The organism is Oleiphilus sp. HI0066, assembly GCF_001635725.1.
In genome coordinates, this window is sequence record NZ_LWFH01001200.1 from 34619 (window position 1) to 47512 (window position 12894).

The 12894-nt window shown below is 43.9% G+C and carries 11 protein-coding genes, 1 tRNA gene and 1 pseudogene; 6 read left to right on the top strand and 7 right to left on the bottom strand.

Annotation, left to right across the window (positions count from 1 at the left end):
• The first annotated feature begins 7 nt into the window (after positions 1-7).
• The 4 genes from A3738_RS16405 to A3738_RS16420 all read left to right on the top strand — a co-directional run bounded on the left by A3738_RS16405 (position 8) and on the right by A3738_RS16420 (position 4502).
• Positions 8-694: a fumarylacetoacetate hydrolase family protein gene (locus A3738_RS16405; RefSeq protein WP_068479688.1), complete on the top strand. Its 687-nt coding sequence runs from the start codon at positions 8-10 to the stop codon at positions 692-694.
• Positions 684-2021, top strand: coding sequence for an AarF/ABC1/UbiB kinase family protein (locus A3738_RS16410; RefSeq protein ID WP_231876678.1), 1338 nt, complete (start codon positions 684-686; stop codon positions 2019-2021). The genes A3738_RS16405 and A3738_RS16410 overlap by 11 nt, the downstream gene beginning before the upstream one ends.
• Positions 2022-2065: 44 nt before the next feature.
• Entirely contained in the window at positions 2066-3634 is a 1569-nt protein-coding gene (locus A3738_RS16415; protein ID WP_068479690.1) for a cation:proton antiporter family protein, read from the top strand.
• 94 nt (positions 3635-3728) lie between these two features.
• On the top strand, positions 3729-4502 hold the full coding sequence (locus tag A3738_RS16420; RefSeq protein ID WP_156504256.1) for a hypothetical protein: 774 nt from the start codon (positions 3729-3731) through the stop codon (positions 4500-4502).
• On the opposite strand, the gene pta is transcribed toward A3738_RS16420, so the two are convergent.
• From pta to A3738_RS16455, 7 genes are all read right to left on the bottom strand, one after another.
• Entirely contained in the window at positions 4480-6588 is a 2109-nt protein-coding gene (pta, locus tag A3738_RS16425; protein WP_068479694.1) for a phosphate acetyltransferase, read from the bottom strand. The two genes, A3738_RS16420 and pta, sit on opposite strands and share 23 nt — an antisense overlap.
• Positions 6589-6629: 41 nt before the next feature.
• A complete protein-coding gene (locus A3738_RS16430) occupies positions 6630-7817 on the bottom strand; it encodes an acetate/propionate family kinase (protein WP_068479696.1) in 1188 nt (395 codons plus the stop codon).
• Between the two features lie 19 nt (positions 7818-7836).
• Positions 7837-9048 (bottom strand): EAL and HDOD domain-containing protein, encoded by a 1212-nt coding sequence (locus A3738_RS16435; protein ID WP_068479698.1) that lies wholly within the window; start codon positions 9046-9048, stop codon positions 7837-7839.
• A gap of 186 nt (positions 9049-9234) precedes the next feature.
• Positions 9235-9310 (bottom strand) — tRNA-Glu (locus A3738_RS16440).
• Positions 9311-9392: 82 nt separating this feature from the next.
• Positions 9393-9983, bottom strand: a complete 591-nt coding sequence (locus tag A3738_RS16445; RefSeq protein ID WP_068479700.1) for a hypothetical protein — start codon at positions 9981-9983, stop codon at positions 9393-9395.
• Positions 9984-10008: 25 nt separating this feature from the next.
• A complete protein-coding gene (locus A3738_RS16450; RefSeq protein WP_068503042.1) occupies positions 10009-10920 on the bottom strand; it encodes a TIGR01777 family oxidoreductase in 912 nt (303 codons plus the stop codon).
• A 55-nt stretch (positions 10921-10975) separates the two neighbouring features.
• Positions 10976-11332, bottom strand: a complete 357-nt coding sequence (locus A3738_RS16455; protein WP_068477186.1) for a sirohydrochlorin chelatase — start codon at positions 11330-11332, stop codon at positions 10976-10978.
• Between the two features lie 201 nt (positions 11333-11533).
• Between A3738_RS16455 and A3738_RS16460 the strand changes: the two genes are divergently transcribed.
• The gene (locus tag A3738_RS16460; protein ID WP_068479702.1) at positions 11534-12376 is read left to right on the top strand and encodes a MoxR family ATPase; all 843 of its coding nucleotides are present in this window, start codon (positions 11534-11536) and stop codon (positions 12374-12376) included.
• 3 nt (positions 12377-12379) lie between these two features.
• Positions 12380-12894, top strand: a pseudogene (locus A3738_RS16465) (hypothetical protein); the annotation flags it as partial.

The window sequence follows — 12894 nt, forward strand, 5'->3', positions numbered from 1 at the left end:
GTAGTAGATGTATCAGCCGGTTTGGTTTGACGGTAAAGAGTTTGACGCGCGTTGCTCAAAGCTTGTGTGTATTGGCCGAAATTACGCGGAGCACGCGAAAGAGCTAAACAATCCCATACCCAAGGCGCCAATTCTATTTATTAAACCGGAATCTACTATTCAAACCAGTGAGCAAGTCGTAATTCCACGCGAAGGTATTCATTACGAGGCTGAACTCACTGTCTTAATCGGGCGGGACATAAACGTCGACGCTCCAGTCGATGTTAGTCAGGATATTGCTGGTTTAGGACTTGGGCTTGATCTCACGGATCGTGGGCTTCAAGCTAAATTAAAAGAAAAGGGGCATCCGTGGGAAAGAGCGAAATCTTTCGATGGCGCTTCAGTACTCACGTCTTTTATTCCTTTCAGTGATCAGGATTTGAACCAGATTAATTTCCAGCTCCTTATTAATGATGAGGTCGTGCAAGATGGTATGACTTCAGACATGCTATTTGATATCCCTGCCTTAATACAAGAAGTTACGTCTGTGTTCAGTTTACGTAAAGGGGATATTTTGTTTACCGGTACTCCAAAAGGTGTCGGCGTGCTGAAAAATAATGATCGGCTTAATTTGAGTCTAAAAGCAGGGGAGCAGCAGATAGATTTTCCCCAGTACAACGTTGTTTTGTGTGACAGATTAGTAGGTGACAGGTAAGCAGGTGGCAGGGAAGAAACCGGCTCAGAGCCGAACAAAGCGTTTTGTAAAGCTTGCAGGGATGACGGCTAGTGTTGCTGCACGATATGCAGGTGACAAACTAGTTGATGTTGTCAGTAAGGGCGATGATCGTGATCGTCGAAAAGCCGCTAGTTACGAAAAAATGGCTGATGACATTACAGAAACGCTTGGCGAGTTGAAAGGCGCGGTAATGAAAGTCGGTCAGATCGTCTCTCAGACTCAAGATTTTCTCCCTGAGGAATTCTCGCAAGCCTTGAAGAAGCTCCAGAAGCAAGCGCCTCCTGTCGAGTTTTCAGTGATTAAAGAGCAAGTCGAGTCAGAATTAGGTAAGCCTATCACCGATCTATTTAAGACTTTTGACGAAGAACCCTACGCGGCGGCCTCTATAGGTCAAGTACACCGGGCGGTCACTTTAAACGGCGAAGACGTCATCGTTAAGGTGCAATATCCGGGAGTAGACCGTTCTGTTGATTCAGATTTAAAGCAATTAAAACTCACACTCAAGCTTGGCGGTTTATTAAAAATGCCAAAAGAAAGTGTCGACGCGTTGTTTAATGAATTAAGAGATCGTTTAAAAGAAGAGCTCGATTACACTTTAGAAGCTCATAACTTAAATCGTTTTGCTCAGTTTCACTCGAAAGACGAAGGGATAATAATACCCGAAGTCTTCGATAAATATTCCACAAAGCGTGTTTTAACACTGGGGTTAGTTGAGGGTGATGCGGCCGAAGATCTTGTTTCGCTGGGATATACCGAGCAGCAAAGATCTGTGATTGCTGAGCGGGTCTTTAAAATGTTGAGTGATCAATTGTTTTCTGGTCAGTGCATTCATGGTGATCCACACCCCGGTAATTTTGCATTTCGACCCGATGGCTCAATCATTATTTATGATTTTGGTTGTATCAAAGAGTTGAAGCCTGAAATTGTTCAGGCCTATCGAGATTCGGTCGTTAGTGCTATCGACGAGGATTATGCAGCCTTGGATGAGGCCTTGATAAGACTCGGGGCGCGCGTGGCAAATAAAGCAAGTCCTGGTTCTGACTTCTATAAACTTTGGCGGGACATTTTTTTTCAGCCATTTGCCGGACAACCTTTTAATTACGGCGAGTCAAAACTTCATGTTGATGCGATGGAGCACACAGGTCTGTTTTTCAAAAACTTAGAACGATTTAAACCTCCGGTTGATAGTTTGTATATTGATCGACTGGTTAGCGGGCATTATTGGATTTTAAAGTCTATGGATGCATCCGCTGATTTTAGACCGCAGCTCGATAAGCATTTGTATAACAAAAAGTATCTTGTTTAAGTAATTGATTACTTTATACACCAAAACCTCAGGATTTGTTGCGTATGAGCATAGCCTTAATTTTGGCCGCTTATTTTTCTGGTCTGACCGCTAAGGTCCTTGGCCTACCTCCATTAGTTGGATACTTGCTCGCGGGTTTCGGTTTGCATTTTGCGGGCTACACCTTAACGGATGATATTCAACGACTCGCTGATTTAGGCATTACCTTAATGCTCTTTACGATCGGCCTAAAAATAAATGTAAGAGACCTCATTCAAAAAGAAGTTTGGGGTTCGGCAATCAGTCACATGAGTTTGTGGATTGCCTTATGCTTCGTTATTAACGCAGTAATGGCGTGGGCTGGTTTATTAGTTTTTGAACTCTCTGTAGAACAGACTGCGCTACTCATTTTCGCGCTGAGTTTTAGTAGTACAGTTTGCGTCATCAAGGTACTCGAAGATTCCGGAGAAATCCGCAGTCGACAAAGCGTTATCGCAGTGGGTGTGCTGATTATTCAGGACATTATCGCCGTCGCTTTTCTCGTGGTTGCGACCGGCAAAGTGCCTTCATTTTGGGCATTGTTGTTACTAGGGCTGCCACTTCTTACTCGTTTCGTCGATAAGCTTTTGAATAAAACTGGTCACGGAGAATTGTTGCCCTTGAGTGGGCTTATGCTCGCGCTTGGCGCCTATGCGCTATTTGAACTGGTGAATGTAAAAGGTGACTTGGGTGCATTGCTTGTTGGGATGTTAGTTGCGACAAGTAGTAAGTCAGGCGAGTTATATAAATCACTTATCTCGTTTAAAGACTTATTCTTAGTGTCCTTCTTCTTGAGTATTGGCTTGTCAGCCTTGCCCGATTTCTCAATGTTTATTTTAGCTTCACTTCTTCTGCTGTTATTGCCGCTCAAATTCATACTATTTTACGCAGTGTTTTGCGTGATGTCTTTACGCGCGCGCACGGCGTTTCTTAGTGCATTGCTGTTATCGAATTTTAGTGAGTTTGGGTTAATTGTTGCAGCGCTTAGTATTCGAGAAGGTTTATTGGCTCAAGAGTGGCTAATTATCCTAGCAATCACGACAGCGCAGAGCTTTGTCATCACCTCACTTATCTATAAAAAAGCACATTTGTTTTATGCAAAGCTGTCCGGCCGCTTGCAAGGTTTTCAGCGTGCAAACGCGAATACATCCATGTGTAGTCAGGTTGCGCAGGGCGCTGATGTGATGCTCGTCGGGCTTGGCCGCGTTGGCTTAGGTGCCTATCACGCGCTGGTTAAAGCCGGAGGTAATGTTGTTTGGGGTGTAGAGATAGATGAGTCACGTGTTGCAGGGCACATCAATAATGGCATCACAAATGTGATTCATGGCGACGCAGATGATATTGAGTTCTGGGAATCGCAGGATCTTGACCGAGTAAAACTTGTGATGCTCGCGATCCCTAATGTAGAAGAAATGATCAACATTATTGAACAGCTCAAATTACGCGATTACAAGGGAAAGATTTCAGCCGTTGCGCAGCATGATGATGAGCGTCTACTGCTTTTATCTCATGGTGTGGATGTGGTGTTCAATTACTACTCTGAGGTTGGCGCAGGCTTCGCTGAAGAGACTTCTCACTTGCTTCAAGAAGCTTAGTTACATGTCACGGTTGCGGATATTTGTCTCAGTCGTTTTTGTAATCCTATTTGTGGGTGTCTCGACTCTAGCTAGTGCAGAAAAAACGCTTCGCGTGGCAACACTTAATTCCGAGTGGTTTTGGACTCCTCATGATGGTCATGTCGACGGATCAAGATTCAATAAGGGTGATCCGTCTGTTTCTGATTACGACAAAAAACTTGGGTTCTATCGTGAACTTATTCTTGATCAAAGTATAGATCTTGTTGCGTTTATCGAAATCGAAAATAAGCAGGTTGCGAAAGATATCGTCGATGCACTTGGTGAGGGCTGGTCTTATGCATTCAAACAAGGGCGTGATACGGCAACGGGGCAAGATGTTGCGTTTGTTTGGAAAGATGCAGAGCAAATTAAGGTCACAGATTTTGGATTCCCGTCAGGGCATGTGGATGGCTATAAGCCTAAACGGTTATCTAAAGTCTTAGGCTTAACCCTCAGATACCGAATCGGTGATACCGATAAAGATGTTTCTTTTGCTACTACGCATTTTTTATCAAAGCGGAAGGAGTCACCCAAAAAGGCCTCAAAGCGATTAATGCAATCAAAGGGTTTGGTGAAAGGTGTGCAACAATTTGATCAAGCGCGCATTGTTGTATTAGGTGATTTTAATGACTTTCGTGCTTCTCCAGTTCTCAAAACACTAGAAAAGCAGCTAGAGCTGCGCAATGCATCAGTTTCCTGCGACTCAGTAGAGCATAAGGCCAAGCGAAAGCTTCGTTATATGATCGACCATGTCTTGTACAAAGGTTTCTCGTGTCAGCGGTACCAAAGTATATCGATGGCACCTTACTCTGATCATCCCATAATTATTGCTGAGCTTGTTCTTTAGCGTCGTCTGCTTGTTTTGATTGAATCGCCGTGAGCGCAATCGTGTAGATGATGTCATCTACTAATGCGCCTCTCGATAAATCATTAACCGGCTTGTTTAGACCTTGGAGCATCGGGCCCATGCTTATGACATTCGCACTTCGCTGAACAGCTTTGTACGTCGTGTTTCCAGTGTTCAGGTCGGGGAAGATAAATACCGTTGCTTGTCCCGCAACAGGGCTGTTTGGCGCTTTCTTCGCTGCGACACTTTCAATTGCAGCAGCGTCATATTGCAAAGGTCCATCGATCAAAAGGTCTGGACGACGAGCTTTTGCGATCTCAGTTGCTTGTTTTACTTTCTCGACATCGGCCCCCGCACCGCTAGCGCCTGTGCTGTAGCTAATCATCGCTACTTTTGGCTCAATTCCAAAAGCTAGGGCTGAGTCTGCACTCTGTATCGCGATGTCCGCCAACTCTTCAGCGTTAGGGTCTGGATTGATTGCACAGTCACCATAGACCAGTACTTGCTCTGGCAAGCACATAAAGAAGACCGAAGAGACAACAGTGGCTGATGGTGCAGTTTTGATTAACTGAAGTGCTGGGCGAACAGTATTTGCTGTCGTGTGTACAGCACCTGAAACTAATCCGTCTACTTCATCTAAGGCAACCATCATCGTCGCAAGAACTACATTATCTTCAAGTAGAGAGCGTGCCATATCAGGCGCTAAGCCTTTGTGCTTGCGTGCCTCCACCATATGAGGAACGTATCTTTCACGCACTTCGTCGGGATTGATGACTTCTATTTCATCTAGAAATGTCAGACCTTGTGCTTCAGCAACCGAGCTAATGTCGCTGCGCTCCCCAATCATAACGCATTGAGCGATATTCCTTTCTTGGCAAGCAATCGCAGCAGCAACGGTGCGCGGTTCGTTTCCTTCAGGTAAAACGATACGTTTTTTGGCGGAACGAGCGCGAGACGTAAGCATGTGGCGAAATGCAGGGGGCGACAGGCGACTCTTTCGCTCTTTGGCGCATACTTGAGCGAGCCATTCCAAATCGAGATGCTCGGAAACCATACTCACAACCTGACGCATTCTGGCTTCATCATCGACCTGCACGACACGGTTAAGGTTAGCAAGAGCTGCTGCCGTTCTAAATGTGTCAGTTGGTGTTGATAGAAGCGGTAAACCAGCTTTTAAAGCGGCTGCGCAAAGCTTGTGTATGCGAGGGTCGATATTCGAATCACTTGTGAGCAATATGCCCGCGAGAGGAATGCCTGATAAGCCAGCCATACACGCAGCGACAATGACGTCACTTCGGTCTGACGGTGTTACCACAAGCGTGCCAGGCGTTAGCCTAGGAATGATATTGTCTACGGTCTTTGCAGCAAACACGATGTCATAAATTCGGCGATAGTCTGATTCACCTTCGTTAAGCGAGTTAACTTCTAATGTGTACTTAAGATCACTGACCCTTGGGGCTGCGAGTTCTTTTAGAAGTGGTATTGCACCAATTAAATGGAAATTATTGGTAAATACATTTAGGTCACTTATTGAAACGAGGCGCGCTGAAAAGTCCTCATCAGATATTTCTCCAACGCGATTTAATACTACTCCAAGCACGTCAGGACTCTCCGTGCCGTGATATAGCGAAGCCGCAACTTTAAGGTGTTTAGATAATTGAGTGGGTGTCCGTTGATTGACGTCGGCGACAAGAATAACGGGCGCATTTAGATTCTGGGCAATATCGATATTAAGTCGTGTTAAATAGGCTTCATTTCTATCATTCGGAATACCTTCAACAACGATCACGTCTTTCTTAGCTGCTACTTTTTCATAGTTAGCAACAATACGTTCCATCAACAAACCACCTTTATTTTCACTCATCAACATTTGCGCGTCTGATAGTGAAATGATCTCCACATCGCTTTCGATATTAAGGACTTTGGCAAAATATTTTGAGTTGTCGTCGTGCCCGACTTGATAGCTAATTGGCTGAAATACACCTACGTTAACGCCGAGCCGTTCTAAGGCGTATACCAAACCGTATGTGACTGACGTTAGTCCTGAATTCTGTGCGGTAGTTGTTAAGAAAAAAGCCTTACTCATCTGCTTAATCCGTAGCTGTTAAATTTAAAAATAGGTTTCATTTACGAACAGAGTGCAGCACTTTGCTCCGCAATTAAACGTTCTTCGTCGGTGCGTGATACAAATATAGGTAAGCTGTCTGTTGATTGAATGGCGCATACATTGTCAGTAATGTCGCGATTGAGTTCTTCATCAATTATGAAACCGAGACCATTAAGAAGGGCCACAGTTTCTTTCCGAATAAATACCGAGTTTTCGCCAATACCGCCTGTGAAGATCAGACCGTCGCATTGAGTCAGCGCAATGCGCATGCCTGCGATATATTTGGCGAGACGATAGCTGAACACTTTTAACGCGAGTTGGGCATCTTTGTTTCCTTTAGATGCTTGTTCCTCAAGTGTTCGGCAATCGTTTGAAATGCCAGATAGACCAAGAAGGCCGCTTTGTTTGTTCAAGATTTTATCAATCTGAGTACAGTCATAACCTTGTAAACCTAAAAAGCCGATAAGGCCTGGGTCTACGTCACCACTTCGGGTGCCCATAACTAATCCCTCAAGCGGTGTCATGCCCATGCTGGTGTCAACGCTCTTGCCATTCTCGATCGCGCATACACTTGCGCCGTTACCAAGGTGTGCAGTTATAAAGGAGCAATTTTCAATAGGTTTGCCAATATGTTGTGCGGTCGAACTAGCTACATATTGATGACTTGTTCCATGAAACCCGTATCGTCTTACGCCGTACTTAGTATAAAACTCGCTTGGTATCGCATAGCGATATGCGTGCTCGGGCATAGTTTGATGAAACGCTGTGTCAAAGACAGCAACTTGCGGTACCCCAGGAAACTGACTTTGCAAAAGTTCTATGCCAGTAATATTTGCTGGGTTATGTAAGGGCGCGAGTTGAATGCATTGTTTAATTTCCGCTAACACAGAATCGTCGATGAGCGTTGCTTTATTAAATCGCTCGCCGCCATGAACAACGCGATGCCCGACAGCAATTAATGAATTGCTTAAGTTAAATTCGCAGTTGAGTGCGTCAACAATTGCTTGAATTGAGTCGCCGTGAGAAGCATTTGGCGTGTCAAAGCTTTGCCTATTTCCAGAAAGATCTTTTGAAATATGCCTTGCATTGGTGCTATTAAGTTCTTCAGCGAGACCGGTTTGTAATGGGGTGGCGTCGCCTACGGCGTATAACGCGTACTTTAATGAAGAGCTACCGCAATTAATGACAAGTACGTGTTTTGAGCTCATAGTTTTCTTCCGTGTGTGATTAAGCTGCGGTTGCCTCTAGTGCTATTGCAGAGCATTCATAATAAATGTCGTTAAAGGTTTGCCCATCTAAGCCCAGTTCGCCGAGAGCCTTCCAGTCTATTTGTTCAAGTAAACCTTGTTCGAAAAGCAGTGTAGATTGCAATATTAAACCTTGCACGCCTTTACGTTCCATCAGTGCAGAGCGCATTGAGTCTTTAATTGGAATACTTTCAATAACTTGATCGATAGGTTGGTCAAAAAACGCGTCTAAACAACTGAGCAGACCAGTTGTATAGAATTCATTCTGTAAATCTGAACTTACAAAGTCCGCGAGTTTTTCACAGGTCATTGCACGAACAATGGCGATGTATTGTAGTGCATCAGGCTTGTTATCAAGTTTGCTCAACGCAAGCAGTGTTGCCCAACTTTTAATGCGCTTTAAACCAAGTAAGGCGACAGCTGATTTAATTGAGTCAATTTCTTTCGTGCGTCGATAAGCGGCTGAATTAATCAATTTCAGTAACTTAAAACTGATAATGGGGTCTTGGCTTATAATATCGCTGACGTGGTTTATGTCTATATTGGGGTCTTGGAGTTCAGCGATTAGCCCAAGTACCGATATTTGGTTGGTGTTTAATTTTTTACCCTTAACCAATTCAGGCTTAGCAAGAAAATAACCCTGAAACAACTCAAAGCCTAAATCGGAACAAAGTTGAAACTCTTCGTGAGTTTCAACTTTTTCGGCAAGCAAAGTGACGTCGAAGTCCTTTAGATAGTCGACTGATTGTCGCAACTCATCTTCACTCAAACTAGGTAGATCGATTTTCACGATATCGATATAAGGAAGCAGAGGTTTGTAGTGAGGTGCTTTTACTACGTCGTCCAGCGCAATCGTATAACCGACTTTCTTAAGCGCAATGACGCGCTTTATGAAGCTTGGAGTAATTTTAACGTGCTCAAGGATTTCGATGACCACCATGTGAGGATCAAAGATGGGCTTTTCCATTAACAGTTCGCCTGAAAAGTTAATAAACGCGGGTAATCCACACGTCACAAATTCTAGGTCCGTTTCAGTGAACAGGTTTAAAAGCACGTTTGATGTTGCGCTGAGATCGCAGAAAAAAGTTGCTTTATTTTCTTCGTTATCCCTGAAGAGTAGCTCGTACGCATGTACTTCTTTTTGTCGATTATAAATAGGCTGACGAGCCAATAAGACGTCTTGTTTTTGCATAACTTCAGGTAAATACGCGATGAGCTCTATGAGTGAGCATTTGTTTTTGTACGCTTGAATTATTAGTGTAGACGAGCTTATGAACTTTGCGGAGGTCTGTGAGCACAAAACCTAAAATAACAAAATTCAGGCACAAAAAAACCACGTTACGGAAACCGTAAGTGGTTAATTTGCTAACGAAGAAAGTGGCATCCCGTAGGGGAGTCGAACCCCTGTTACCGCCGTGAAAGGGCGGTGTCCTAGGCCTCTAGACGAACGGGACACATCTGTACTTCGTCGAAGTGGCGCGAATATTAGGCGCAATGTTTTTTCAAGTCAACAAAAATAATTAAAGAAATTAAAAATTATCTAATACGCTCTAAACAGGCCTTTAAATTGTTCGCTGTGTAATCAAATCCGGCTAAAAGTCCTTTCGATTCGATGAGCTTAAAGTAGTTAATTGCGACATCAAAATGGGAGTCTGGTGTCTCAGCAAGTACGCGATCAATGTTGAAGCTATTATTAATTCGTAAAATCGTTTCGTAACGAATTTTATTCTCACCGGCACAATAATAAAAACCAAACTCATACATATCTTGAGCAGGCGCCCCATCGCGCTCATGGACAAGTTTTGCACATCGCGCATAGTTGCTGTTGATAATAGAGTAGGCGTTTAAGATGCCTTCATCACTAATCAGTTGATAAACCTGTTTAATACGCGAACTGGCATTCTTGGTTTTTTGGGGGAGGTTTTTAAGAGCTTGATCCTCACTAACCCCACGCTGCGCGAGCTGGGCAATTGTAAGCTGCTCTGCGCTCAATACGCTGCATGAAATATAGCTGTGTTCAATGAAACTACTTTGCGCGCTGTTCGTATCGGTAGATGCGTGAGCGTTTGTTAAAGTGGCTAATGTGATTAGATAAGTTAATACTTTAACAAGGTGTTGATTACGCAAGTTCGACTGCCGGTTTAAAAGACGCCTATCTCTTATGCTTATAGATCTGAGAAAGTGCGTCGTGAATTTCAGGATATTTAAAACTATAGCTTAAAGCCTGAAGCTTATCCGAAACAACATCCTGATTTCCGAGAAGTAAATCGCTACGCTGACCAAAGATCCATTTCGTCACAATAGTTGGCATTTTCAATAGTAGAGGGCGCCTAAGATTTTGAGCGAGTACGCGGCTAAATTCCTGATTAGTCGTGTTTATAGGGGCGACAGCATTGAATGCGCCTTCCATTGATTGATCATTGATAGCCTGATGAATAAGTTCAACCAGGTCTGAAATATGAATCCAAGACATCATTTGTTTGCCATCACCTATCACTGAGCCGGCGCCTAATATAAAACTCGGATAGAGCTTAGCGAGCATTCCGCCATCTCCGGACAAAACAATAGAGATCCTTAATACTGTCCTTCGCTCGGATCTGATTGTCGTAGCAGCTTGCTCCCACCCGCTGCACAAGCTTGCGGCGAAATCGCTCCCTCTAGGACTTGTTTCGCTACACTGAGTGCCGTTATCTGAACCGTAGTAACCAATTGCTGAACCGGATACGAGGGTTTTAAAGGGCTTTGCTAGACGAGCCGACAGATCTGCAAGTTGTTCAGTTACTCCGATTCGTGAGCTGCGTAGAACCTGCTTGCGTGACTCGGTCCATGGGCGATCGACAATTGGCTCACCCGCTAAATTAATCACGTGATCGATTATCGTGTCGTCGCTAATATCATTTAAGTTGCTAATCAACTTAAGGTTCGCTGTGACCTTATCGAGACGTTTTGGGTGCTTTTGTCTTGTTAATACAAGAACTGTGATGCCGGCTGGTAGCGACTTAATAAATGTTGAACCTATCAGTCCAGTACCACCAGTGACCAAGTAATCATAATGTGTTTGCATTGTCGCATCCTGTAACATGGCAAGTTCAGTATGAATCGCTACGCCTTGATCTGACTTATAGTTTACTTTGCACGATTGTCATTAGCGCGTCGCGAAACTCAGGCAACTCCCCAATAGCGGGTAGAAGTTTTATATCGACCGACAGATCGTTTTTGATCTCTTTAATCATGTTCGGCACATCTTTCTTCAAGTGTCGGCCTGTCGCGAAAAATAAGGGGAGAACCTGTATTTGCTCGTATCCCTCGCTCGCAGCGTGTGCACAAACGTCTTGCAGGCTAGGCTCGCTTAGCTCCATAAAGGCTAAGTCGGCTTGATCAAATTGCTCGCGCAATGTTTTTGTCATATCAAAAAAGGCGTCGGACCAACTCGTATTACTGCTTCCGTGAGCCAAAAGAATAATTTTTGTCTTCATGTATTTTCCTGAAAGTAGTTCTGCTCGACGCTACGGATGAATCGTCATGTCCGATTAGTTTCATGAGTTATATTGGGTATTCCGTGCGCGATGAACCATCAACTCTGGTATCTGAACACAGTATTCTATATTTTGAATACCCGCAGAGGCTAGGCATAGATTAAAATGCTCGCGCTACAACAAATGTTTTAGGAATTGGTTATGAGTTTCAAGGGTACAAACGAATACGTCGCTACTAGTGATCTTCAAATGGCTGTTAATTCGGCGATTACATTGCAAAAACCTCTACTAATTAAAGGTGAGCCTGGCACGGGTAAGACCATGCTTGCTGAGCAGTTAGCAAAATCCCTAGACGCTCGTTTGATTCAGTGGCATATCAAATCAACCACGAAAGCGCAGCAAGGTTTGTACGAGTACGATGCAGTATCTCGCCTACGTGACTCTCAGCTTGGTGTCGATAAAGTACACGACATTTCTAACTACATTGTGAAGGGTAAACTGTGGGAAGCATTCGAGGCAGAAGAGCGTGTCATTCTGTTGATCGATGAAATCGACAAAGCTGATATTGAGTTTCCAAATGACCTCTTACTTGAGATCGACAAAATGGAGTTTTATGTTTACGAAACACAAGAGCGAATCGTTGCTAAAAATCGCCCAATTGTTCTCATCACGAGTAATAACGAAAAAGAACTGCCTGATGCATTCTTGCGCCGCTGCTTCTTTCACTATATTGATTTCCCTGATGCCGAAACCATGCAGAAAATCGTTGAAGTGCATTATCCAGACATCAAAAAAGAGCTTCTTAGAGATGCTTTAGACGTGTTCTTCGACGTGCGTAAGGTACCAGGCCTTAAGAAGAAACCATCTACTAGTGAATTGATAGATTGGTTGAAACTCCTAATGGCAGACGAAGTAGGTGAAGCGCTTTTACGCGAACGTGACCCTAGCAAAGCGATTCCACCAATGTATGGCGCATTGCTCAAAAATGAACAAGACGTACAGTTGTTACAGCGCTTAGCGTTTATGGCTCGACGCAAGGGGTAATCCATGCTGATTGGCTTTTTTCAGGAAGTTCGCAGAAATAAGGTTCCTGCAACCATTAAGGAGTTGTTGGATCTTATCAATGCGCTTGAGAACCATCTCGCTTTTGCGTCGATCGACGACTTTTATTACTTGAGTCGTTTGTGCCTAGTAAAGGATGAGAAAAATTTCGACAAGTTTGATCGTGCTTTTGAGAGCTACTTCAAAGGCATTGAAGCTATGGATGAGTTGTTAAACGAACTGATTCCCGAAGATTGGTTAAAGTCTGAGCTTCAAAAGTTTCTTACTGACGAAGAGAAAGAAGAAATTGAATCTATGGGCGGTTTTGAAGAGCTCATGGATGCCTTGAAAGATCGTCTCGAGAATCAAGAGAAAAAACACGAGGGCGGCAACCGAATGATTGGCTCTGGTGGTACCTCACCTTTCGGCCAAAACGGTTACAACCCTGAAGGGGTTCGAATTGGTCAGAAGAAAGGGCGCCATGGGAAGGCTGTAAAGGTATGGGAAAAACGCGGTTATAA

What these genes read in the sequence shown, in the direction of transcription:
- A3738_RS16405 (WP_068479688.1), top strand. Translation starts at nt 8, where the DNA reads ATGTATCAGCCGGTTTGGTTTGACGGTAAAGAGTTTGACGCGCGTTGC.
- A3738_RS16415 (WP_068479690.1), top strand. Translation starts at nt 2,066, where the DNA reads ATGAGCATAGCCTTAATTTTGGCCGCTTATTTTTCTGGTCTGACCGCT.
- A3738_RS16435 (WP_068479698.1), bottom strand. Translation starts at nt 9,048, where the DNA reads ATGCAAAAACAAGACGTCTTATTGGCTCGTCAGCCTATTTATAATCGA.
- A3738_RS16430 (WP_068479696.1), bottom strand. Translation starts at nt 7,817, where the DNA reads ATGAGCTCAAAACACGTACTTGTCATTAATTGCGGTAGCTCTTCATTA.
- A3738_RS16460 (WP_068479702.1), top strand. Translation starts at nt 11,534, where the DNA reads ATGAGTTTCAAGGGTACAAACGAATACGTCGCTACTAGTGATCTTCAA.
- pta (WP_068479694.1), bottom strand. Translation starts at nt 6,588, where the DNA reads ATGAGTAAGGCTTTTTTCTTAACAACTACCGCACAGAATTCAGGACTA.
- A3738_RS16455 (WP_068477186.1), bottom strand. Translation starts at nt 11,332, where the DNA reads ATGAAGACAAAAATTATTCTTTTGGCTCACGGAAGCAGTAATACGAGT.
- A3738_RS16450 (WP_068503042.1), bottom strand. Translation starts at nt 10,920, where the DNA reads ATGCAAACACATTATGATTACTTGGTCACTGGTGGTACTGGACTGATA.